Here is a 21,082-nt window from a genome sequence, read left to right on the forward strand (position 1 = left end):
GCCAGAGCCGCCCCCGATCCGGGCGGGCTGTGGGGTGGGGGATTCATGGCTGGGACTGGGGTCAGTCGACCTGGGCACCGGAGCGTTTCACCGCCTCGCCCCACTTGGCGATTTCGGCCGTGCCGAAGGCAGCCATCTCGGCGGCATTCATCGCGGCCGGCTCGATGCCCTGGGCAGCGAGCTTGTCGCGCACCTCGGCCTGGGCCAGCACGGCCTGCGTGGCATCGCGCAGCTGGTCGCGCTGCGCGGCCGGCATGGAAGTGGGCGCATACAGCATGAACCAGGCGACCAGGTCGAAGTCCGCCACGCCCTGTTCTGCCAGCGTGGGCACGTCGGGGGCGGCCGCGCTGCGCTTCGCGCTCGATGCGCCCAGCGCGCGCAGCTTGCCCGCACGGATGTGGGGCAGCACGGCGGCCGGGTGGTAGAACATGAACTGCACGTTGCCACCCATGAGCTCGGTGAGCGCTTGCGCACCGTCGCGGTAGGGTACATGCACGAAGTCTTTGGCCAGGCGGATGTTGAGCGTCTCGCCCGCCAGGTGGCCCGAGGTACCGTTGCCCGCCGAAGCAAAGCTCACCGCCTTGCCGCTGGCCTGGCGCAGGTCGGCCACGCCCTTCCAGGGCGCGCTGGCCGGCACCACCAGCAGGGTGGGCGTGGCGCCGGCAAAGCCCAGCGGCACGAAGTCGCGCAGCGGCTGGTAGGGCAGCTTCTTGTACAGCGTGGGATTGATGGCATGCGTGCCCACGGTGCCCATGAGCAGGGTGTTGGCATCGGCGCCCGCACGCGCCACCATCTCGCTGCCGATGGTGCCGCCCGCACCGGGTTTGTTCTCCACGATCACCGTCTGCCCGAGCTGGCGGCCCAGGGCTTCGGCCAGTACGCGGCCCACGATATCGGTCGAGGTGCCGGCCGCAAAGGGCACGACCAGCTTGAGGGGGCGGCTATTGCCCTGGGCGCTGGCACCAGCGGCCAGCAGCGCCAGAGTGGTGGCGGTAACAAGGATCCGGCGGCGCTTCATGGCGCCTCCCCGAAGCCGTCGGGCACGCTGCCCTCGTACTGCAGCTCGCGCGTGGCCTGGTAGGACAGGGCAAAGCCGCTCGGCGTCTCGGCCTCCTCGGCCAGGTGGGCAATCAGACCCGCCGTGCGCGCCAGGATGGGCACGCCGCGCAGCGAGGCCACGGGGAAGCCCACCCCCATCAGCACCGCGGGGATCGCAGCCGAGACGTTCAGGCGCAGCTCCTTGCCGACGATGGCGGGGATCACCTTTTCCAGGGCCTGGGCGATCTGCACGTAGCGCAGGTCGGCGCCCGCTTCGGTGGCCACGGCGATGAGCCGGCCCACGCGCGGGTCCACCTCCTTGTGCAGCGGGTGGCCATAGCCCGGGATGGAGCGGCGCGCGGCCTTGAGCTCGGTGACGACCGCCGTGGCGGCATCGTCGAGCGTGGCGCCGGCATCGACCCGCGCCGCCACGTCGGCGAACATGCGGCCCGCCGTTTCGGAGGCGCCCAGGATCACCGAGCCGCAGCCCAGGATGCCGGCCGCCACCGCACCCTGCAGCGCATCGGGCGCTGCGGCAAAGGTCATGCGGCTGGCCTGCACGCTGGGCACCAGGCCGTGCTCGGCAATCGCCACCAGGGTGGCGTTGAGCACCGCGCTGCAGGCCGCATCGGGCCGGCGGCCGGTGAGCAGCAAAAAGAAGTAGTCGGCGAACGACAGGTGGCCGATCAGGTTGTTGCACAGGTCCTCGCCACGCACGACGATGGTGTGCTCGTTGGAGGTGCAGATGGCCGTGCGCGGGACGGTGGATTTTCCGATTTTCATGGGTCGGATCTCAGTGTTGGGGTTCGAGGCGGAAGTCGTAGTGCGCCGACCACCAGGGCACGGCCTGGGCGCTGCCGTCGGGGGCCTGGCCGGCGGGGTGCTGTTCGAAGTCCACGACCAGGCTGGGGCGCACGCCGAACACCGCGTCCGACTCGATGTAGGGGCTGCCCGCCACGAACAGGTGGGTGGTGACCGGCGCATGCGCTGGCGCCGAGACCATCATGTGGATGTGGCCGGGGCGGTTGGGGTGGCGGCCCATGCCTTCGAGCATGCGGCCCACGGGACCATCCACCGGCACGGGGTAGAAGCTCGGGCGGATGGACCAGAACCAGTAGCGGCCCTGCTCGTCGGTGCGCACACGTGCGCGCGCCGCCATGCCCGAGCCTTCCACCTGCATGTCATACACGCCTTCGCCGTCGCCCGACCAGATGTCGAGCAGCGCACCCGCCAGCGGCTGGCCGTGCGTGTCGGTCACGCGGCCGCTGTAGAAGGTGGGTTCGCCCTTCACGCCCTCGGACAGGTTGGCGCCCAGCGGCAGCTCGGGCGCGCCCTCCCAGTAGTAGGGGCCCTGCACCGTGGCCTCGGTGGCTTCGGTCATGCGCTGGCTGCCCTGGGCATGGGCGGTGGCGCGCAGCTGGTCGAGCATCACCACCATCATCGAGGCGCCCAGCGTGTCCGACAGCAGGATGAACTCCTGGCGCTGGCCGGCGCAGGCCTTGCCCACGGCGGTGAGGAATTCGATGCCCTGCATCCACTCATCGGGCTTCAAATCCACCTCGCGGATGAAGGCATGCAGGTGCGTGACCAGCGACTGCATGATCTGTGCAAAGCGCGGGTCGCTGGCGCCCTCCAGGCGCCGCAGCACGGCCTGGGTCAGTTCGTTCTCGTTCGATGGGGTCATGGGTTCTTGTCTCCTGGTCTTTTTTTTGGGGGGCTGGCGCGTCAGAGCGCCTGCCCGAGGCGTTGGCGTATCGGCCCGACGATGGCCGCGTTGTCGGCCCCCAGCGTGGGCGGCGCCGTGACCTCGAGCGCACGTTCGCCGTCGAAGCTCACGGGCGAGCGGATGGTGCGCCACTCGCCGCCTTCGGGGTGGGGGGCGCTCACCTGCAGCTGCAGGTGGCGGGCCTGCGGGTCTTCCATGGCCTCGCGGGTGTCGTACATGGGGGCGTGGGGCACGTCCTCGGCTTCAAGGCGCTCGCACCAGGTGGCGCGCGTCTGCCCGCGGAACAGGCCGCCGAGCAGGTCGATAAGGTCCTCCTGGTGCACGATGCGCGCCTCGCGCGTCGCAAAGCGCGGGTCGTCGAACAGGCGCGGGCGCTCGATGGCGTTGGCCAGGCCCTGCCAGAACTTCTCGGGCGAGGACATGTGCAGCGCGATCCACAGCCCGTCGGCACATTCGAGCACGTAGGACTGCGAGACGCTGGGCCGGCTGTAGGGGCCCATGACCTCGTCTTCCGAGAAATAGTGCGTGAACGCATCGAGGTTGAAGTGGCACATGGCTTCGAGCATGGACACCTCGACCTTGCGTCCCAGGCCCGTGCGGCCGCGCTCGACGATGGCGCCCAGCACGCCATAGGCGGCATAGAAGCCGGTCATCGCGTCGGCCAGCGCGGGGCCCACCACGCGCGGGTTGGCAGGGTTCACCAGCAGCTTGAGGAAGGCGCTGGCGGCCTGGGCCACGGTGTCGTAGGCGGGGCGGCCGGCGGCCGGGCCGGTCTGGCCGAAACCGCTGATGGCGCAGTACACCAGGCGCGGGTTCAGGCCGCGCAGCCGGGCCTCGCCCGCGCCCAGCCGGTCGGCCGCGCCGGGGCGAAAGTTCTGGATGTAGACGTCCGCATCCTTGACCAGCTCGTCGAACACCGCCGCATCCTCGGGCAGCTTGGGGTTGAGCGTGATGCTGCGCTTGTTGCGGTTGTAGGTCTGGAAGTGCGGGCTATAGAGCCCGCCGCGGAAGGCGCGGAACGGGTCACCTGCGCCTGGCTGCTCGATCTTGATGACCTCGGCCCCCAGGTCGGCCAGGAACATGCCTGCCGCCGGGCCCGTGATGAACGTGCCTTGTTCCAGCACCTTGATACCGCTGAGGACTTTGTGCACCTCGTTGTCTCCTGTCGTTGTGTGGGGCCCCGCTGTGGGGCTGTGAGCGAATGTAGGGGGCGCGGTGGATTCCTGGAAATGATTGTTTTTCATGGTTACCATCGATGGCATCGATCAACCACCGGTGGCACCGCCATGGAACTGAGGCACCTGCGCTACTTCATCGCCCTGGCCGGCTCGCTCAACTTCACACGTGCGGCCGAGCGGCTGCATGTCACGCAGTCCACGCTGTCGCACCAGATCAAGCAGCTCGAAGAGGAGATCGGTGCGGCGCTGTTCGACCGCGTGGGCAAGCGCGTGGCGCTGACCAGTGCGGGCGACGAGTTCCTGCACTACTGCACCAAGGCCCTGCACGAGATCGACCTGGGCCTGGGTGCGCTGCGCCAGAACGGCTCCGAGGTGGCGGGCGAGCTGCACATCGGCTCCACGCACACCTTCAACCTGGGCTTCATCCCGGGCTGCATCGCCAGCTTCCACGAACGCCATCCGCGCGTGAAGGTGGTGGTCGAGGAACTGTCGGCCGACCACATCGCCGCGCGCCTGCAGCAGGGCACGCTGGACCTGGGCATCGCCTACCGGCCCGCCGCGCCGGGGCCGCTGCAGTTCGAGCCGCTCTACAACGAGGAGATGGTGCTGGTGGTGGCACAGGGCCACCCGCTCGCGCGGCGCAAGCGCGTGCGCATGGTGGAGCTGCACCGCATGCCCATGGCCCTGCTGCCCGCAAGCTTTGCCACGCGGCAGATGCTGGACGAGTGCTTTCGCTCCTGCGGCGCCGAGCCGCAGGTGGTGGCCGAGATCAACACCCTGGCGCCCATGATGGACCTGGTGGGCAAGACGCAGCTGGCCTCCATCGTCGCGGCGAACGTGGTGTCAGCGCAGTCGGGGCTGGTGGTGGTGCGGCTCGAAAGCCCCACGCCGGTGCGCACGCCGGGCATGCTGTGGTCGCCGCTGGCGCGCGAGTCGGCCTCCACGCGCGCCTTCTCGGCCATCGTGCGCAAGCTCGCGCTGCATGGCAGCCTCAAGGACCTGGCGAAGCGCAAGCGGCAGACGGCCTGAAGCCACCCTTCGATAAACACTTCAGCTATTCGTAGCGCTGCGCATGCAACCGGCACAGCCTGAGCCAGTGCCCCCGTGCAAGGGCCGCCCCGCCGCACCGGGGGCGTCCCCCTCCCGACTCGCGCAGCGAGTCGAGAGAGGGGTGAAGGCGCGAAGCGACTCAGGGGGTGTCAGCCAAAGTTCACCCAGTGGTTGTCCATGCGCGCGCCGGCCAGTTCCTTGGCATGCGCGTGCGTGAGCGGGCTGGGGGCGCGCGCATCTTCCAGGGAGTGCGAGACCCCGGCGGCCCACAGGCGGCCGCTGCCTACCGCCAGTGCGCAGACCTCCTCCAGGCCCACCAGGCCGCGCCATTGGCCTTCGGGCGTGAAGGTGGCCACGCCCTGGCTGCGCGGGCAGCTCACGGCCCAGCCCTCGGCGGTGCTGGCGATGCTGCCACCATAGCCGGCCATCGACTGGCCGGACGGGCACAGGCGCAGCGCCTTGCCATCAAAGAGCGTGAGGATGGGCGCAGCCGCCTTGTCCGCCGCCTCGGCGTGCTCGGCCTGCAGGGCGATGCCCAGCACCGTGCGCTCGGCGTTCCATGCCAGGTGGCGCAGGCTCAGGCGCGCATCGGGCAGGCGCCACTGGCCCTGCAACTCGCCGCTGTCACCGTGCAGCCGCACGATGCTCGAATCCATGGTGTGCAGGTCGCGCTTGGTGCGGCCGGTTTCGGGGGCCGTGGGCACGCCGCCGTTGGCCACGATCAGCGTGGGCTTTGCGCCCTTGGCGGCAGGGGCCCAGATCAGCTCGTGCGCGTCGATGCCGTGCGTCGCCCACTCGTCCACGGTCTCCAGGCTGCGCGCGTCGCGCCGTGCCACCAGGCTGGCGCCCGTGTCCACGTCGGTTTCGGTGGTGTAGAGGGTGCGGCCATCGGCGCTGGCGATCACATGGCCGTTGAAGGAGCGCGTGGCATCGACCCAGTGCCATTGCGCCTTGTCGGCGGGCTGGCCCGGGTGCCAGCGCACCAGCCAGTCGCCGGGGCGGCGCGCGGTGGCGACCATGCTGCCATCGGGCAACTGGCTGAGGCCGTGGGCGCGTGTGGGCACTTCCAGCACGTGGCGTGCGCGCAGCGGCGAAGGGCCTCCGGCCTGGGCTGCCAGCACGCCGATGCGGTAGCTGCCATCGGCCTCCTGCCAGGCGCCCAGCAGCTGCATCTCTAAACCCCGGGGTGCGGCATGCGCAGCCAGGGGCATGGCCGCCAGGCTGCCCATCAGCACCAGGGCCTGGCGGCGGCTCAACGATGCATGCACCTCAGTCTCCGTCTGCGTCGGAGAAGCCGATGCTCACCTGCAGCGCCGGGGCAATTTCCGCTTCGGCCAGGCGCTTGAGCGCGGCCAGCTCCCTGGAGGCCTGCAGCACCCGCTCGCCGCCGGCCTTGCCAGTGGCGCCGGACTGGTCGATGGCCTGCAAGGCCTTGTCCACGCGCTGCGTGGTGGCCAGCAGCTGGTCGGCCAGCGGGTTCAGGCCGCGGCCGCGCAAATAGGTCTCCAGCGGCACCAGGGCCTCGCCGGGCGTGGGCGTGGCGGCGCTGTCGGGCAGCACGGCCAGGTTGCGCAGGGCATTCCACTCGGCCTTCCAGGCGGCAGAGGCCTGGCCGCTGGCGGCACGCGGGTACTCGGGCGGGCGCGTGCCCTGGGCGGCGCGCAGCGGCTTTTCCATGTGCGCCCAGCGCAGGCGCTCGATGCCGCCCACCCACTGGTTGATGAACTCGCCCATGGCCGCGGTGGAGCGCTCCTGCTCGTCCTCGGCCGCCCAGTCGGTGCCGGCAGCGGTGTCGAAGGCGCTGGCCACAGCCACGGCCTCGCGCTCGATGTCCAGCGCCACTTCCACGGCGTAGCTGCAGGCAGCCGATGCCGGGGCAACGGGTTGCGTCCACAGCAGCCATTCCAGTGCCGGCAGGCCCTTGGCAGGCGTGCCGATGCGCTCGAAGGCCTGGGCGCCCTGGGGCTGGGTCTTGATGGCGCGCTCGATGAGGGCTGGGCGCGTGGGCGCAAAGTCCATCTGCCGCTGGGTGCGGCGCGCGATCACGGGGCCCACGGCCACGGCGCCCAAGGTCTCCCAGGCCATCATGCTGCGCTGCCAGGCGCTGCGGGCGTTGGCCAAAGCGGCTTGCGATTGCCCAGCCGGTGCCTCGCAGAGCGCGCGCACGGCCGGTGTCAGCGCCTGCGCGGCCGTGGCCAGCTCCTGCGCGCGCGGCTTGCCCCAGTGGCCGTACAGGCTTTGCAGCGCGTGCGTGGTGTCGTAGAAGGGCACGGCGTTGAGCTTCCAGCCGGTCTGGGCCTGGGCCGGCAGCAGCAGCGCGCCCAGGGCCACGGCGGCGGCTGCAGTGCGAAGGGATGGGTGTTTCATAGCGACTCCACGAACTTGACCAGCGCGTCGCGCTCGGCCTTGTTCATCTTGAGAACCTTGTCCTTGGCGGCCTCGGCCTCGCCGCCGTGCCACAGCACGGCCTCGAGCACGCCGCGGGCGCGGCCGTCGTGCAGCAGCCGGGTATGGCCGTTCACGTCCTTGATCAGGCCCGTGCCCCACAGCGGCGGGGTCTTCCACTGCCGGCCATTGGCGGCGAAGTCGGGCCGGTTGTCGGCCAGGCGCTCGCCCATGTCGTGTAGCAGCATGTCGGTGTACGGCCAGATGCGCTGGCCCGACAGTGCCTTGCTCGTCAGGTGTGGGAAGGGGCCTTCCTTGGTGACGTAGCTCGGCCGGTGGCAGGTGGCGCACTGGGCCTGCGCGAACAGCGCCTGGCCGCGCAGCACCTGGGCGTCCTTGGGGTTGCGCCGTGCGGGCGGTGCCAGCGTGGCCTGGTAGAAGACCACGTCGTCAAAGGTCTTGTCGTCGATCTCCACGCCGGGCTGGCCCTGCGCGGCGGCGCTCTTGCCGCTCGGTGCGGCCAGGCAATCCTTTTGCGTGGGCGTGCAGGTCTCGTTGGCGAAGTGCCTGGAGGTGATGCCCATGTCGCCCTGGAAGGCGCCGCCGGTCTGGTGCGCGATGGTTGCGACGTTGCCCTTCCAGCCGAAGCGGCCGAGCATCATCTGGCCCGAGGGCGCGTCCCACACCCGGTTGGGCACGCCCTTGATCGGGCCGCCGGCCGCAGCTTGGTCGGCCGCGTTGGCCAGGATGTCGGCTTCGGCAATGGCTTCGAGCAGGCCCACGCCGATGATCTGCGGCGCGATGCGCGGGCTGGCCATGATCTCAGGGTGCATCGGGCCGTAGCCCAGGTCGGCAAAGCCGTAGCTCGGGTCGAGCAGTTCGTAGCGCGTGCCATCGGCGAATTGGCCCTTGATGGTCTTGTAGCGCAGGGTCACACGGCCCTCGGGCTTGACGCCCTGCACGCCCGCGTTGTTGAACTGGTCGCCATACACCGGGTCGTGCTTGGGTCCGCCATGGGCGTCCGCGCCGGGGATGGACAGGCGGATCAACAAGGCCACGGTCGGGTCCTTGGTATCGCCCAGGCGGTTGAAGATGGCTGGCGGTTCGCCCCGGCCGTCCTGCACATGGCAGCCACCGCACGAGCGCGCGATGAAGTGCGGACCCAGGCCGTCGCGCGCCTTGGTGGAGGCCGGTGCCTCGACCCAGTTGCGGCGGAAGAACGAATTGCCGATCACGAAGCGCGTACGCTCCGCATCGTCCAGGTTGGCGGCCGGGAAGGAAAAGGCATTGCGGCCCGTGGCGAACACCGTGGTGTTGCCACCGACCTTCTCGCCGAGCGGGTCGGCGGGCGTGTCGGCCATGAGGCCGCCCAGGGCCGCAAGGCCGATACTGGCAACCGCCAGGCGCAGGGCGCGCCGGCGGTAAGGGGCTTGCAAAGAAAACATGGAACGAAAGGAAAGCGCAGGGAGCCTCAGGGTTGCACCAGCGTGAGCTTGGTGATGCCGATGGCGTTCGCGGCTTCCACGAGGTCCTTGCTTTGTTGGGTCAGGCTGTCGATGGTCTTCTGGATGCGCTGGCGCCCTGGCGCGTCCTTGCCGCCGATGATCTCACGGTCGAACGGTGCCTGGATGCCTTCGGCCGCTGCCACCGAGGCGGCGATCTGCCTGGTGGTCTTGTCGGCCAGTGCCGGGTTCTTGGCGGCGACCAGGTCGCGCAGCGATGCGCCCTTGACCAGGCTGCCGTCGGCGCGCTGGTACTCGCCCAGCCACACGTTCTGGATGCCCTTGGCATTGGTCACGGCGTCGCGGTGCGTGTTGTCCGAGAAGCACGAATGCTCGTCTTCCTGGTCCTGGCTGTTCAGCGCCACTTCCAGGCGTTCGCCGGCCAGCTCGCCGCGCGACAGCGAGCCCAGGCCCACCAGCATCTTGCGCACCGATTCCATGTTGCCCTTGGTGAACTTGGCGCGGTAGTTGGACTTGGCCTCGGGCGCCCAGGACTTCACGAGGAAGGACAGATCGTCGATCAGCAGCTCGGTCACCACGTTCAGGTACTGGCGGCGGCGGTCGGCGTTGGGCTTCTTGCCGTCCACGAAGTCCTCGAAATTGCGGTTGCCCGGACCGGTTTCGGACAGGTCCTGGCCCCACAGCAGGAACTCGATGGCGTGCCAGCCGGTGGCGATGTTCTCCTCGCCGCCGCGCTCGTTCTGTGCCGCCAGCGCCTTCTTGGTGATGGCGATCTTGCGGTTGTTGATCAGGCCGGCCTTGGGCTTGCCTTCGACGCTGTCCACGTAGGACTCGTCCATGGGCCAGGCATTGATCTGGCCTTCGGGGCCCTTGTCGTCGTCGATGGGGCCGCCGTAGAAACGGAAGGCTTCGGTCTGGCCGTAGAACTCGCGTGCGGCCAGCCAGGTCTTGCGGGCCTCGGCCAGGGTCTCGGCCGACGGCTGGGCCGTGAAGGCCTTGATCGCGGCCTGCATGGACTTGGCGCTGCTCAGCGTGTCTTCGTAGTTGGCATGCACCAGCGTGGCGTACTGTGCTGCCACCGCGGCGGGCGTCACGGCCTGCTGGGCCTGGGCGGCCGTGCCCTGCGCCTGCGCCACGCCCATCAGGCCCAGGGGGCTGGCGGCGATCAGGGCCGCGAGGGCGGTGGTGTGCAACAGCTTGGTTTTCATGCGTTTCTCCTCAAACAACGAAGACGGGTGACAAGGCAGACATGCCGGGAACGGTCCGGTCCGGCAAGGCGCCAGGCCGTGGGAAGTCCGGTGGGTGTCGGTGGGGCGCAAGCCCGGAGGGAAGGGACGCGCCGCAGTGCAGGCATCCCTTGATCGCAGTGATTATAAGAATGGGTTTTATTTGCATTGGTGCGGGAAGGGGATTTCCCTGACCTGCAGGTGCGGCTTGCACCCCCCGAAAAGGAGCGGGGCCCTGCATCGCTGCAGGGCCCCGTCCCGCCGCGCCAGGCGCGGCATCCCATGACTTGTGGCGAACCTTCGTCGATCAGCCCAGGCGTGGCTGGCTCGGCGTTGCGGTGAGGTAGCCCACCGCGGCGCCGGCCTTGTTCTTGTAGTTGGCGATGATCAGCGGATCCAGCGTGGGCTTGACCACGTTGTGGATGGCGCCCCAGTCACCGGCGTGCTGGAAGTTGCTCATGATGTAGGTCCAGCCGTTGATCTCGTCCACGGCATGCAGGCCCGTGGATTCGCCGCCGGCGGGGATGGACATCAGGCGCGACAGCTGCTTGGTGTCCACGTTGTAGGCCCACAGGAAGTTGTTCACGTGCTGGCCGCTGTCCTCGCCGATGAACAGGGTGCGCATCTTTTCCGAGAACTTGAGGTTGTCGGGGTTGCCGATGGTGTTCGGGTTGGCGGTGTTGCCCAGGGCGTCGGCGCTGATGTCCTCGCCGACCAGCAGGGCCTTGGTGTCCACGGGCATCCACTCGCTGTTGATGTTGGAACCGGCCGTGTCCTTCTGGCCGCCGCGCAGGTTCAGCGCCATCACGGCACCGGCGTTGATCGCCTTGGGCACGGACACGCCGTTGCCCGCCACGTTCAGCGCATTGCCGGCCACCATCGAGGTCTGCACGTTCTGCAGCGCCGAGTAGGCGATCTTGTCCTTGGCGTTGACGGTGGTGCCTTCCATCTTGGTGAAACCCATGCTGGCGCCCACGAAGGCGGCGTAGCGGTGGGTTTCCAGGAAGGCGGCGGCCTTTTCCATGCCGGGCTTGAGCTTGATCCACTCTTCCTTGCCGTTGGCGACGATGCGGGTGTAGCTGGCGTCGTTCGGGTTGGTGGTGGCCACGGTCATGATGTCCGTGGGCTTGAGCGTGTTGGCCAGGGCCTCGATCTCGGCGCTGTTGGCCGAGCCGAGCTTGATCCAGGTCAGCGGCGCGCCGGCGGTGGCCTTGGCGTCGACGGTGAAGCCGGCGCCGACCTTGGCGGCGTACAGCGTGCCCGAGGACAGGTCTTTTTCCTTGTCGGCCACGAACACGAAGTAGGCGCTGTTGGTGGCGTCGTCACCCATCAGGGCCGTGCGCTGGTCGGGCATGACCTGCACCAGCTCGTGCGAGATGCGGCCCATGCAGAAATGCTTCTTGATGCTGGCGGTGCCGTCGGCGTTCACCGTCACTTCGGGCATGTGGCCGTAGTGGTAGGGGTTGGCACGGCTCGCGTCGCCGTACAGGTTCTTGCTGTAGGCCTGGAACTGGGTGTTGCCGGCGATGGTGAAGGCATCGGGTTCGTACTCTTCGCTCGACAGGTGGGTGCCCCAGGGCGAGAGGCTGGCACCGCAGGTGATCCACAGGCCGTGCACCTTGGAGGTGTCCACGTTGTGGTACTTCACCAGGGCGAGCTTGCCGGTGTTCGGGTCCTGGTCCAGCGTGAGCACGGCGATGGGCGAGGGCAGCTTGCCGTACATGTCGGTCTTGCCGTCCTGGGCCCAGGTGGTGTATTCGAACTGCACCACGGCGAAGACGTGGTTGCCCTTGACTCCGTCGACCTTGGCATTGGGCACGGTCAGCAGCGAGGTGCCGTCCGGGGCGTCGGAGAAGAACTGGCGCTCCTTGCCGGCCACCGAGGTGTCGATGATGGGCTGGTTGTTGATGTCGTAGTAGCTGCCGGCCAGGATCTGGCCGCCCTTGACATTGGCCACCGAGTCGCCGGTGATGAAGAAGGGCTGGTAGGCCAGCGCATAGCTCTTCACCGAGTTGTCGCTCAGCGTGACCTGCATGGTCGAGCCCACGGTGTTGGTGGCCATGGCCGCCGGGTTGGCCAGCGTGGGCGCGGCCATCGAGGTGAAGGCGGTGGACACATAGCTTGCGTCGTCGCCGCCGCCGCAGGCGGTCAGCAGCGCTGCGGCAGCGCCACCGGTGGTCAGGGGAAGCAGGGGTATGCCGGCCAGGAATTGGAGGGCCTGGCGGCGCGAAGGGATGGACGCAGAGGTCATGGAGTGCAGCTTCCGTGGTTTGTTATATGGGTTTTTATGGAGAGCGGCCCGGCGCCCTTGCACCCCGCAGGCAGGGCCAGGCAACCGGACCGCTCTCTTGGTGCCGGATGCTAAGCACACTGTGTGACAGCCATTTGACGGTGCCGTGGCGGCCGGTCGACAGCCCGCTGAATCGCCCTGCGCGCCGAGTGCTCTTGCGTCACGGATCGGTCATATGCGCTTCCTAGACTGCCCACTTCCCATGACCAACCAATACCACGAGGAGTGCGGCTCTCATGAGCAAAACTATTTCTGACAAGGTCGTTCGCAACGACGCTGGCAACACCCCCTTCAGCGCCATCTTGGAAGTCCAGCTGTCACGCCGCACTGTCACGCGCGGTGGCCTGAGCGCGGCGCTGGCCCTGCTGACCGGCACCAGCCTTTCCGCCTGCGGCGGCAGCGACGACGAGCCGCTGAAGCTGGGCTTCAGCTCGCTGGCCAACTCCATGACCGACGCCTGCGTGGTGCCTCCAGGCTATGTGGCCCAGGTGCTGGGCGCCTGGGGCACGCCGCTCAACGACAGCGCTGCCGAGTGGGACCGCGACGGCAAGAACACCTCCAGGGACCTGCTCAACTCCACCGGCATGCACCACGACGGCATGCACTACTTCCCGCTCGACGGCAGCTCCAGCGAAGGCCTGCTGGTGGTCAACCACGAGTACATCGACGAGAAGGCCCTGCACCCCGCCGGCCCGACCACGGTGAACAACAAACGCCCCGCCGAGGAAGTGCGCAAGGAAGTCAACGCCCACGGCGTGGCGGTGATGCACATTCGCAAGACCGGCAACGCCTGGGCCATCGTCAAGAACTCGCGTTACAACCGCCGCTTCACCTCGGCCACGCCGATGGCGCTGGCCGGCCCGGTCGGCGGCACCGACTGGGTCAAGACGCCGTATTCGCCCACCGGCACCACGGTGCGTGGCACCAACAACAACTGCGGCAACGGCACCACGCCCTGGGGCACCTACATTACCGCCGAGGAAAACTGGGCGGCCTGCTTCGTCAACACCAATGCATCGGGCCTGCCCGCGCACCAGGCGCGCGTGGGCGTGCCCACGGCTGCCGGCCGCTACAAGTGGGAAACCGCTGCTGGGGATACCACCGAAGTGCAGGGCGAGTTCGCGCGCTTCAACGTCACCCCCAGCGGCACCAGCGCACTGAACGACTGGCGCAATGAGGTCAACGGCTTCGGCTACCTGGTCGAGATCGACCCCTACAACCCCGACAGCGTGGCCACCAAGCGCACGGCCATGGGCCGCTTCGCGCACGAAGGCGCGGCCTATGGCAAGCCCGAGTCGGGCAAGCCGCTGGCGTTCTACAGCGGCGATGACTCGCGCTTCGAGTACATCTACCGTTTCGTGTCCGATGCCAACTGGGACCCGGCCGATGCACGCCGCACCGACCGCCTGGCCGTGGGCACCAAGTACCTGGACAAGGGCACGCTGTACGTCGCGCGCTTCAACGAAGACGGCTCGGGCACCTGGCTGCCGCTGACGCTGGCCAGCGTAGGCAAGGACGGCACGCGCCTGGGCGACAAGTACAAGACGATCGACGAGATCCTGATCAACACCCGCGCCGCGGCCGACTTCGTGGGCGCCACGCCCATGGACCGCCCCGAGTGGACGGCCGTGCACCCCTCCAACGGCGATGTGTACGTGACGCTGACCAACAACACCAGCCGCAATGCCACCACCGGCACCAACGCTGCCAACCCGCGCCTGAACAACGCCAACGGCCACATCGTGCGCTGGCACGACACGCCCAATGCGAACACGTTCAAGTGGGAGATCTTCGTGTTCGGCTCCGAAGCTGGCGCTGCCGCAGACACCAACCGCTCGGGCCTGACAGCGCTGAACCAGCTGGCCAGCCCCGACGGCCTGGCCTTCGACGACCGCGGCATCATGTGGATCCAGACCGACAACGGCATCGACGGTGGCCGCAACAACGCCGTGGCCCGCTCCACCAACGACCAGATGCTGGCCGTGATCCCGGGCGCCATGACCACCGACAGCAAGGGCACGGGCCCGGTCATCAACGCCCAAAACCAGGGCGACCTGCGCCGCTTCTTCGTCGGCCCCAACGAAGCCGAGATCACCGGCTTTGCTTACACGCCGGACTACCGGACCATCTTCCTGAACATCCAGCACCCGGTGAACTGGCCGGCCTACGGCACCAGCGACGCCACGACCGCCCCGACGGGCAGTGTGCGCCCCCGCTCTTCCACCGTGGTCATCCAGAAGGCAGACGGCGGCCCCATCGGGGTGTGACGGGGCGCTTTTTGCAGTAAGCCCTTGCAGGCTGTCACGCGCAGGCGTGGCAGCCTTTTTTCTTGCGTGCCTGCCTGGCGGCAGGCCGGGGTGCTTCAGTAGTCGGAGCCGTACGGCGACGGTGGCCGCGCGCGCGACGTGGACCCGGAGGCCGGTGCAGCAGGCGCGGAGCCCCCGCTGCCGCCAGGGGCCGCGGGGTAGGTGATCTGCCCGCTGCCATCCTTGCTGCCCTTGCGCCCGGCGATCTGCCAGGCCGTGCGCTGGTCCACAAGCTTGGCCAGGAACTCGAGTTCCTCGTCCGTGTGGTTGATGGCGCCGGCCGGCGTCAGCATGCGGCCGCTGCGCGGCGCCACCTCGGCCCAGAAGGCCTGGTGGTAGGACGCCTGGCTGACGACGGATTCGCCGCCGGCCGCGATGTCCACGGTGCCGTAGCAGTTGCAGAAGTAGCTGCGAAAGTCCTGCTCGGGGAACACCTCGGCATACACCCCCGTGCCGCGGATGCCGGCCGTGGCCGTGGGCATGACCACCTGGCGCTCGCTGCCGCGCCCCCAGACGCTGGCCACCGCGCCCGTCAGCAGGCGCAGCACCTTCACTGCGGTGGGGGTATCGCCTTCGAGCGACATGCGCGTGTTCTGGCGCACCATGAAGGCGTCCTTGCCGACGGTGAAGACCACGGTGGAGCCCGGCCCGGTCTCGATCCGGTCACCGGGCGCGATGGCTTCGCCCGCTACCAGGGCCTGGCCGTTGCGGCGCACGTCGCCACGCGCCTCCACCACGTTGCGGCCCTGCTGCGCGTGTGCCGCCGTGAATCCGCCGGCCGCCGTCCAGGCTGCGGCCGCCTGCAACAGGCTGCGCCTCTGGTACCAGACGATTTCGTCCTCAGTGCGGCCCTGGAGCTGGTGCTGGCTGTTCGTCATGGGATTCCTCCGATGAGGGTTTGGCAGGCGGTTCGAAGCAATCGCGGAAAGTGAACACGATGGAGGTGAAGAACATCGCCGCCAGCATCATGGCTGTGCCGACCATGATGCCGCTCGCGGCCGCGCCCAGCCCCAGCGCCACCATGAGGCCCGATGCAAGGGCCACGACCACGCCGGCCATCAGGAACACGCCCATCCAGCCCAGGCCGAAGACGAGGAAGGCGCCAAAGTTGCGCACGCAGGCCACCAGGCTGAAGAACAGGGCCTTCACGGGAGGGACGCCGTGCCAGTGCACCAGCCCCGGCGCATGCCAGAAGGTCAGCGACAGCGGCAGGTACAGCAGCATCGACAGCCACATGGCGGCCTGGAACGCGCCGTTCTCGGCCACTTCGCGCTTGAGCGGCGTGCCGCCCAGGTAGACGCTGGCGAACAGGCCGCCGTCGATCAGCGCCGACAGCCCCATGATGGAGAGAAAGCCCACGGCGTACAGGGCGCCCAGCACCAGCATGTCGCGCAGGCGCTGCTGGCCGGTGCGAAACGCCACCAGCAGCACGGCGGGGGTGGGAAAGCGCCCCATCGTGGTCTCGGCCGCCGCCACCATCATGGCCAGCGTGGCCGAAGGCAGCAGGGCCAGCGCGATGGCCGGGCCCACCAGGGGCACCAGGCTGGCCAGCGACATGGCGGCCATGGTCATGAAGAACAACGCCGCCAGCGCCATGGGTTGGCGCCAGAACGACCGGACGCCGAGCTGTACCCAGGTCATGCCGGTGCGGGCGGGGACGATGTTGAGTTTCATGGGGACAGAGGGCTGCTCGGGACAACGGCCCGTGTGTTCGGGCCTGGCGGATGGGTGGGGGAGACAGTGCCGAATTTACCCCAGCCCACCATGGCCGGGGCCGCATGGGGGCTTGCGAAAGTCATCCGGGGCGTGACATTCCTCGCGGAATGCCGGTTCAGGCCGGCTTTTGGGGGGCGAAGGGGGCTCAGCCGGCATGCACGGGCTGCACAATGCGCCCGCGCAGCACGCGCTCGAAGTGGGTCGGGTCGTGCGGTTTGAGCATGGAGGCCTCGCGCGGCAGGTAAAAATCCCACAGCCGCGAGATCCAGAAGCGCAGGGCGCCGGCGCGCAGCAGGGCCGGCAGCAGTTCGCGCTCGGCTGCCGTGAGCGGGCGTACCGCCTGGTAGGCATCGAGCATGCGCCGCGCACGCTCGGGGTCGTGGGCGCCCGTGGGCAGGTCGATGCACCAGTCGTTCAGGCACACGGCCAGGTCGAACAGCCAGGTGTCGACGCCGGCAAAGTAGAAGTCGAAGAAGCCGGTGAGCTCCTCGCCGTCGAACATCACGTTGTCGCGGAACAGGTCGGCATGCACCGGCCCGGTGGGCAGGGCGGTGTAGGCCGAGGAGGCCGCCACGTGGTTCTGGTAGGCCAGTTCCGAGCGCAGCAGCGCTGCCTGGCTGGCATCGAGGTGCGGCAGCACCACGGGTACCGTCTCGTTCCACCAGGCCAGGCCGCGCAGGTTGGGCTGGTGGCGGTCGTAGCCGCGGCCCGCCAGGTGCATGCGCGCCAGCATGGTGCCCACGGCGGCGCAGTGCACCGGGCCGGGGGCCAGCTGGCTCTTGCCGCGCAGCTTGCTCACCACGGCGGCCGGCTTGCCGCACACGCTGTGCAGGATGTCGCCATTGCCGTCGCCACGCGGGTCGGGCACGGGCACGCCGCCATGCGCCAGGTGCTTCATCAGGTGCAGGTAGAACGGCAACTGCTCGGCCGTGAGGCGCTCGAACAGCGTCAGCACGAACTCGCCCTGGTCGCTGGTCAGGAAATAGTTGGTGTTCTCGATCCCGCCTTCGATGCCGCGCAGTGCGACCAGCTCGCCGAGGTTCAGGCGGCGCAGCAGTGCGCGCGCCTCTTCATTGGAGACTTCAGTGAAAACGGCCATCGCTCAGCTTGGGAATGCGGGAAATGCGGGTCAGGGACGGGCAGGGCAGGGAATTTCCGTGCGCCGGTGGCGCAGCGGCCGCCTGCCCGGGGGAATATACGGATTTGCCTTCGATCGTATAACTAGGCGGGAGCCGCAGACAGTGCTGTAGCACGGCAAGGCGAACCAACGACGTTAGACGGTTGACGGCAAATCCGTATCAGAACTTCAGGACGTTCCAGACCCGGGGGGCGGTGTTGGTCTCGGCACCGTTCAAGGCACCGGTGCGGCCGCGCGCGCCATCGGGCGACTGCACTTCGTAGCTGGGCATGTTGCCGGTCTTGGGCTGCACGTTGATGCTCTGCGTCTGGCCGCCCACGCGCAGTTCGTCGACGCGGCTGCCCGCGTCCTCGATCTGGATGCGTTCGGTGCGCTGGTTGGTGCGCCCGGACAGGGATTCGGGCGTGGTGAGCGCCTCGCCTTGCCGGGGGGCGCCCACGGGGGCATTCTGGCCAGGGGTCTGGGCCAGTACGGGGCCGCCGGCCAGGGCCAGCAGCAGGGAGAGGTGAACAGCGCGCATGGCCCGATTGTAGAGCGCCCCGCGCACGGGTGCCGCAGGGGCTTTGGCCGTGCACAATGGCTCCCCATGAGCAATAAAAAGACCCTGGTGCTGGTGGACGGCTCCAGCTATCTGTACCGCGCCTATCACGCCATGCCCGACCTGCGGGCCGTGCCGGGCGATCCCACGAGCGCGGCCACGGGCGCCATCCGCGGCATGATCAACATGATGCAGGCCTTGCGCAAGGAAGTGCATGCCGACTATGCGGCCTGCATCTTCGACGCCAGCGGCCCGACCTTCCGCGACGAGATCTACCCCGAGTACAAGGCGCAGCGCGCGCCCATGCCCGATGACCTGCGCGCGCAGATCGATCCCATCCACGAGGTGGTGCGCATGCTCGGCTGGACGGTGCTGGCCATTCCGGGCGTGGAGGCCGACGACGTGATCGGCACCCTGGCCGTGACCGCGGCCAGCCAGGGCATCGACGTCGTGGTCTCCAGTGGCGACAAGGACCTGTCGCAGCTGGTGGACGAGCACATCACCATCATCGACACCATGAACGGCAAGCGCCGCGACGTGGCCGGCGTGACGGCCGAGTTCGGCGTGCCCCCGCACCTGATGGTGGACTACCAGACCCTGGTGGGCGATACCGTGGACAACGTGCCCGGCGTGCCCAAGGTGGGCCCCAAGACGGCGGCCAAGTGGCTCATGGAATACGGTTCGCTGGCCGAACTGGTGGCGCGCGCCCACGAGATCAAGGGTGTGGCCGGCGAGAACCTGCGCAACACGCTCGACTGGCTGCCCACGGGCCGCAAGCTGGTGACCATCCGCACCGACTGCGACCTGGTCGAGCACATCGTGGGCCTGCCCGCGCTCGACGCCATCGTGATCGGCGAGCAGCAGGTGGATGGATTGCGCGGGTTCTATGAAAAGTACGGTTTCAAGGGCCTGGCGCGGGCCCTCGGGGGGCCTGTCGCCGAGCCTGCTGCCGAGCCCACGCCCGCTGCCCGCAAGAAAGCCGGTGGCGATACCGACACCGCCGACCTGTTCGCCGAGCCGGCCGAGGGGGGTGTAGACGGCACTCCGGCCGCTGTGGAAAAGCCAGCCCGCAACGAGCGCTACGAGACCATCCTGACCTGGGATCAGTTCGACCGCTGGCTCGCCACGCTGCATGTGGCGCCACTGACGGCGCTGGACACCGAGACCACCTCGCTCGACGAGATGCGCGCCGAGATCGTGGGCATCAGCTTCAGCGTGGAGCCGGGCGCGGCCGCCTACGTCCCGCTGCGCCACGAGGGGCCCGACGCGCCCGTGCAACTGCCCTTCGACGAGGTGCTGGCGCGCCTCAAGCCCTGGCTGCAGGACCCGCGCCACCTGAAGCTGGGCCAGCACATCAAGTACGACCGCCATGTGTTCGCCAACCACGGTATCGAGGTGCAGGGCTATGTGCACGACACCATGCTGCAAAGCTACGTGCTCGAAGTGCACAAGCCCCACGGCCTGGCCAGCCTGGCCGACCGCCACCTGGGGCGCAGCGGCATCAGCTACGAAGACCTGTGCGGCAAGGGTGCGCACCAGATCCCCTTTGCCCAGGTCGATGTGGCCAAGGCCGCCGAGTACTCGTGCGAGGACTCCGACCAGACCCTGGACGTGCACAAGGCCCTGTGGCCCCTGCTCGAAGCCAACGACAAGCTGCGCGCCATCTACGAACTGGAGATGGCCAGCAGCGAGGCCCTGTACCGCATCGAGCGCAACGGCGTGCTGATCGATGCCCCCACGCTGGCCAACCAGAGCCACGAGCTGGGCCAGCGCATCCTGCAGCTGGAGACCGATGCCTACGAGATCGCGGGCCAGCCCTTCAACCTGAGCAGCCCCAAGCAGCTCGGCGAGATCTTCTTCGACAAGCTCGGGATGCCCGTGGTCAAGAAGACCGCCACCGGCGCGCGCAGCACCGACGAAGAGGTGTTGGAGAAACTCGCCGAGGACTACCCGCTGCCCGCCAAGCTGCTGGAGCACCGTGGCCTGGTCAAGCTCAAGGGCACCTACACCGACAAGCTGGCCCAGCTGGCGCTGCCGCGCACGGGCCGGGTGCACACCCACTATGCGCAGGCCGTGGCCGTCACCGGGCGGCTGTCGAGCAACGACCCCAACCTGCAGAACATTCCCATTCGCACGCCCGAAGGCCGGCGCGTGCGCGAGGCCTTCGTGGCACCGGCGGGCAGCGTGATCGCCAGCGCCGACTACTCGCAGATCGAGCTGCGCATCATGGCCCACATCAGCGGCGACCACTCGCTGCTGCACGCCTTCCATGCGGGCCTGGATGTGCACCGTGCCACCGCGGCCGAAGTGTTCGGCGTGGAGGTGGACCAGGTCACCAGCGAGCAGCGCCGCTATGCCAAGGTCATCAACTTCGGCCTGATCTACGGCATGAGCAGCTTCGGCCTGGCCAAGAACCTCGGTATCGAGACCAAGGCCGCGGCCGCCTACATCGACAAGTACTTCCAGCGCTACCCCGGTGTCAAGCAGTACATGGACGAGACCAAGGCCGCCGCCAAGTCCATGGGCTATGTGGAGACGGTGTTCGGCCGGCGCCTGTACCTGCCCGAGATCAACTCGCCCAACGGCCCACGCCGCAGCGGCGCCGAGCGCGCGGCCATCAACGCGCCGATGCAGGGCACGGCGGCCGACCTGATCAAGATGGCCATGGTGGCGGTGCAGAAGGAACTCGACGCGCACAAGCCGCAGGTGAAGATGATCATGCAGGTGCACGACGAACTGGTGTTCGAGCTGCCCGAGGGCGAGGTGGACTGGGTGCGCAGCCACATCCCGCGCCTGATGGCCGAGGTGGCGGCACTCAAGGTGCCTCTGCTGGCCGAGGTCGGCGTAGGCCCCAACTGGGACAAAGCCCACTAAGGACAACCCCCTGAGTCGCTTCGCGCCTTCCCCCTTCTCTCGAATGGCTGCGCCATTCGGGAAGGGGGACATCGCCAGCGCGGCGGGGCGGCCCTTGCGCGGCGGTCCTGGCTCAGGCAGCGCCAGTATTCTCGGCCGCAGGCCTTGTGACCTG

Annotated in this window: 16 protein-coding genes; 3 read left to right on the top strand and 13 right to left on the bottom strand. The window is 68.6% G+C overall.

All coding sequences use genetic code 11. The features are described 5' to 3' along the window. Nucleotides 1–61 precede the first annotated feature (61 nt). From AC07PF_RS19980 to AC07PF_RS19995, 4 genes are read right to left on the bottom strand one after another with little or no spacing between them, the layout of a single operon-like run. On the bottom strand, nt 62–1,018 hold the full coding sequence (locus AC07PF_RS19980) for a Bug family tripartite tricarboxylate transporter substrate binding protein (RefSeq protein ID WP_494612974.1): 957 nt from the start codon (nt 1,016–1,018) through the stop codon (nt 62–64). Then, nucleotides 1,015–1,821: a citryl-CoA lyase gene (locus tag AC07PF_RS19985; protein ID WP_494612975.1), complete on the bottom strand. Its 807-nt coding sequence runs from the start codon at nt 1,819–1,821 to the stop codon at nt 1,015–1,017. The genes AC07PF_RS19980 and AC07PF_RS19985 overlap by 4 nt, the downstream gene beginning before the upstream one ends. Before the next feature lie 10 nt (nt 1,822–1,831). Next, nucleotides 1,832–2,722, bottom strand: a complete 891-nt coding sequence (locus AC07PF_RS19990) for a dioxygenase family protein (protein ID WP_494612976.1) — start codon at nt 2,720–2,722, stop codon at nt 1,832–1,834. Nucleotides 2,723–2,763: 41 nt separating this feature from the next. Then, the gene (locus AC07PF_RS19995; protein WP_494612977.1) at nt 2,764–3,915 is read right to left on the bottom strand and encodes a CaiB/BaiF CoA transferase family protein; all 1,152 of its coding nucleotides are present in this window, start codon (nt 3,913–3,915) and stop codon (nt 2,764–2,766) included. A gap of 135 nt (nt 3,916–4,050) precedes the next feature. On the opposite strand from AC07PF_RS19995, the gene AC07PF_RS20000 reads away from it, so the two are divergent. Continuing rightward, nucleotides 4,051–4,971, top strand: a complete 921-nt coding sequence (locus AC07PF_RS20000) for a LysR substrate-binding domain-containing protein (RefSeq protein ID WP_494612978.1) — start codon at nt 4,051–4,053, stop codon at nt 4,969–4,971. Nucleotides 4,972–5,141: 170 nt separating this feature from the next. On the opposite strand, the gene AC07PF_RS20005 is transcribed toward AC07PF_RS20000, so the two are convergent. From AC07PF_RS20005 to AC07PF_RS20025, 5 genes are all read right to left on the bottom strand, one after another. After that, nucleotides 5,142–6,260, bottom strand: a complete 1,119-nt coding sequence (locus AC07PF_RS20005; RefSeq protein ID WP_494612979.1) for a DUF1513 domain-containing protein — start codon at nt 6,258–6,260, stop codon at nt 5,142–5,144. Between the two features lies 1 nt (nt 6,261). Next, entirely contained in the window at nt 6,262–7,359 is a 1,098-nt protein-coding gene (locus tag AC07PF_RS20010; RefSeq protein ID WP_494612980.1) for an imelysin family protein, read from the bottom strand. Continuing rightward, a complete protein-coding gene (locus tag AC07PF_RS20015) occupies nt 7,356–8,822 on the bottom strand; it encodes a di-heme oxidoreductase family protein (protein WP_007854073.1) in 1,467 nt (488 codons plus the stop codon). Before AC07PF_RS20015 ends, AC07PF_RS20010 begins: the two co-directional genes overlap by 4 nt. A 26-nt stretch (nt 8,823–8,848) precedes the next feature. Beyond that, complete coding sequence (locus tag AC07PF_RS20020) at nt 8,849–10,048, bottom strand: imelysin family protein (RefSeq protein WP_007854075.1); 1,200 nt, start codon at nt 10,046–10,048, stop codon at nt 8,849–8,851. A gap of 325 nt (nt 10,049–10,373) precedes the next feature. Further along, complete coding sequence (locus AC07PF_RS20025) at nt 10,374–12,317, bottom strand: PhoX family protein (RefSeq protein ID WP_007854076.1); 1,944 nt, start codon at nt 12,315–12,317, stop codon at nt 10,374–10,376. Between the two features lie 275 nt (nt 12,318–12,592). Between AC07PF_RS20025 and AC07PF_RS20030 the strand changes: the two genes are divergently transcribed. Next, complete coding sequence (locus AC07PF_RS20030; RefSeq protein ID WP_494612981.1) at nt 12,593–14,623, top strand: PhoX family protein; 2,031 nt, start codon at nt 12,593–12,595, stop codon at nt 14,621–14,623. 95 nt (nt 14,624–14,718) lie between these two features. On the opposite strand, the gene AC07PF_RS20035 is transcribed toward AC07PF_RS20030, so the two are convergent. The 4 genes from AC07PF_RS20035 to AC07PF_RS20050 form a co-directional block, all read right to left on the bottom strand. After that, on the bottom strand, nt 14,719–15,540 hold the full coding sequence (locus AC07PF_RS20035; RefSeq protein WP_494612982.1) for a FecR family protein: 822 nt from the start codon (nt 15,538–15,540) through the stop codon (nt 14,719–14,721). Beyond that, nucleotides 15,503–16,336 carry a BPSS1780 family membrane protein gene (locus AC07PF_RS20040; protein WP_007854082.1) on the bottom strand — a complete coding sequence of 278 codons (834 nt, stop codon included), beginning with the start codon at nt 16,334–16,336 and terminating at the stop codon, nt 15,503–15,505. The genes AC07PF_RS20035 and AC07PF_RS20040 overlap by 38 nt, the downstream gene beginning before the upstream one ends. Nucleotides 16,337–16,523: 187 nt before the next feature. After that, nucleotides 16,524–17,477 carry a homoserine kinase gene (locus tag AC07PF_RS20045; protein ID WP_494612983.1) on the bottom strand — a complete coding sequence of 318 codons (954 nt, stop codon included), beginning with the start codon at nt 17,475–17,477 and terminating at the stop codon, nt 16,524–16,526. Between the two features lie 199 nt (nt 17,478–17,676). After that, nucleotides 17,677–18,036: a hypothetical protein gene (locus AC07PF_RS20050; protein ID WP_007854086.1), complete on the bottom strand. Its 360-nt coding sequence runs from the start codon at nt 18,034–18,036 to the stop codon at nt 17,677–17,679. Nucleotides 18,037–18,102: 66 nt separating this feature from the next. Here AC07PF_RS20050 and polA point away from each other — a divergent pair, with 66 nt between their 5' ends. Beyond that, nucleotides 18,103–20,928, top strand: a complete 2,826-nt coding sequence (polA, locus tag AC07PF_RS20055; RefSeq protein ID WP_494612984.1) for a DNA polymerase I — start codon at nt 18,103–18,105, stop codon at nt 20,926–20,928. Nucleotides 20,929–21,082 lie beyond the last annotated feature (154 nt).

This window comes from Acidovorax sp. GW821-FHT10A04 (genome assembly GCF_059415825.1).

What these genes read in the sequence shown, in the direction of transcription:
- AC07PF_RS19980 (WP_494612974.1), bottom strand. Translation starts at nt 1,018, where the DNA reads ATGAAGCGCCGCCGGATCCTTGTTACCGCCACCACTCTGGCGCTGCTG.
- AC07PF_RS19985 (WP_494612975.1), bottom strand. Translation starts at nt 1,821, where the DNA reads ATGAAAATCGGAAAATCCACCGTCCCGCGCACGGCCATCTGCACCTCC.
- AC07PF_RS19990 (WP_494612976.1), bottom strand. Translation starts at nt 2,722, where the DNA reads ATGACCCCATCGAACGAGAACGAACTGACCCAGGCCGTGCTGCGGCGC.
- AC07PF_RS20000 (WP_494612978.1), top strand. Translation starts at nt 4,051, where the DNA reads ATGGAACTGAGGCACCTGCGCTACTTCATCGCCCTGGCCGGCTCGCTC.
- AC07PF_RS20010 (WP_494612980.1), bottom strand. Translation starts at nt 7,359, where the DNA reads ATGAAACACCCATCCCTTCGCACTGCAGCCGCCGCCGTGGCCCTGGGC.
- AC07PF_RS20015 (WP_007854073.1), bottom strand. Translation starts at nt 8,822, where the DNA reads ATGTTTTCTTTGCAAGCCCCTTACCGCCGGCGCGCCCTGCGCCTGGCG.
- AC07PF_RS20020 (WP_007854075.1), bottom strand. Translation starts at nt 10,048, where the DNA reads ATGAAAACCAAGCTGTTGCACACCACCGCCCTCGCGGCCCTGATCGCC.
- AC07PF_RS20025 (WP_007854076.1), bottom strand. Translation starts at nt 12,317, where the DNA reads ATGACCTCTGCGTCCATCCCTTCGCGCCGCCAGGCCCTCCAATTCCTG.
- AC07PF_RS20030 (WP_494612981.1), top strand. Translation starts at nt 12,593, where the DNA reads ATGAGCAAAACTATTTCTGACAAGGTCGTTCGCAACGACGCTGGCAAC.
- AC07PF_RS20035 (WP_494612982.1), bottom strand. Translation starts at nt 15,540, where the DNA reads ATGACGAACAGCCAGCACCAGCTCCAGGGCCGCACTGAGGACGAAATC.
- AC07PF_RS20040 (WP_007854082.1), bottom strand. Translation starts at nt 16,336, where the DNA reads ATGAAACTCAACATCGTCCCCGCCCGCACCGGCATGACCTGGGTACAG.
- AC07PF_RS20045 (WP_494612983.1), bottom strand. Translation starts at nt 17,477, where the DNA reads ATGGCCGTTTTCACTGAAGTCTCCAATGAAGAGGCGCGCGCACTGCTG.
- AC07PF_RS20050 (WP_007854086.1), bottom strand. Translation starts at nt 18,036, where the DNA reads ATGCGCGCTGTTCACCTCTCCCTGCTGCTGGCCCTGGCCGGCGGCCCC.
- polA (WP_494612984.1), top strand. Translation starts at nt 18,103, where the DNA reads ATGAGCAATAAAAAGACCCTGGTGCTGGTGGACGGCTCCAGCTATCTG.